This is a genomic window from Pseudomonas sp. EA_5y_Pfl2_R50, from assembly GCF_963970475.1.
In the GTDB taxonomy this organism is placed as follows: Bacteria; Pseudomonadota; Gammaproteobacteria; order Pseudomonadales; family Pseudomonadaceae; genus Aquipseudomonas.
On sequence record NZ_CAXAPT010000153.1, the window covers coordinates 1 to 467 of the forward strand.

The 467-nt window shown below is 65.7% G+C and carries 1 protein-coding gene; it reads left to right on the forward strand.

Translation table 11 applies throughout. The annotated features are described in order from the left end of the window. A partial coding sequence (locus tag AACY19_RS27195) for a type II secretion system F family protein (protein ID WP_339454590.1) occupies positions 1–467 on the forward strand: 467 nt, incomplete at both ends.

Consider the following 467-nt stretch of genomic DNA (forward strand, 5'->3'; position numbering starts at 1 on the left):
GCAAGCCGCTGCTGGCTGACCTGCGCCTTGGCCGTCGCCGCATGAGCACCAAGCAATTGACGCTGTTCACACGTCAGCTTGCCACGCTCAACCGCGTGTCGCCGCTGGAGGAATCGCTGCGCACGATCGCGCGCCAGACCGAGCAGGAGCATGTCCGCGCGATCGTCGAATCGGTCCATGCCGGCGTGGTCGAAGGGCGGCGGCTGCACGAGGCGATGGCGCGCGAGGCCAGGAGCTTCCCGGCCTTGTACCGCGCGATGGTGTCGGCGGGCGAAACGTCAGGCGCGCTGCCGATCATTCTCGAACGCCTGTCGCTGCTGCTGGAGCGGCAAGCCGAGATTAACGGCAAGATTATCACTACGCTGGCTTACCCTATGGTGCTGGCGGTGGTGGCGATGGCGGTGGTAACCGCGCTGATGGTGTTCGTGGTGCCGCAAGTGGTCGAACAGTTCGACACGGTCGGGCAG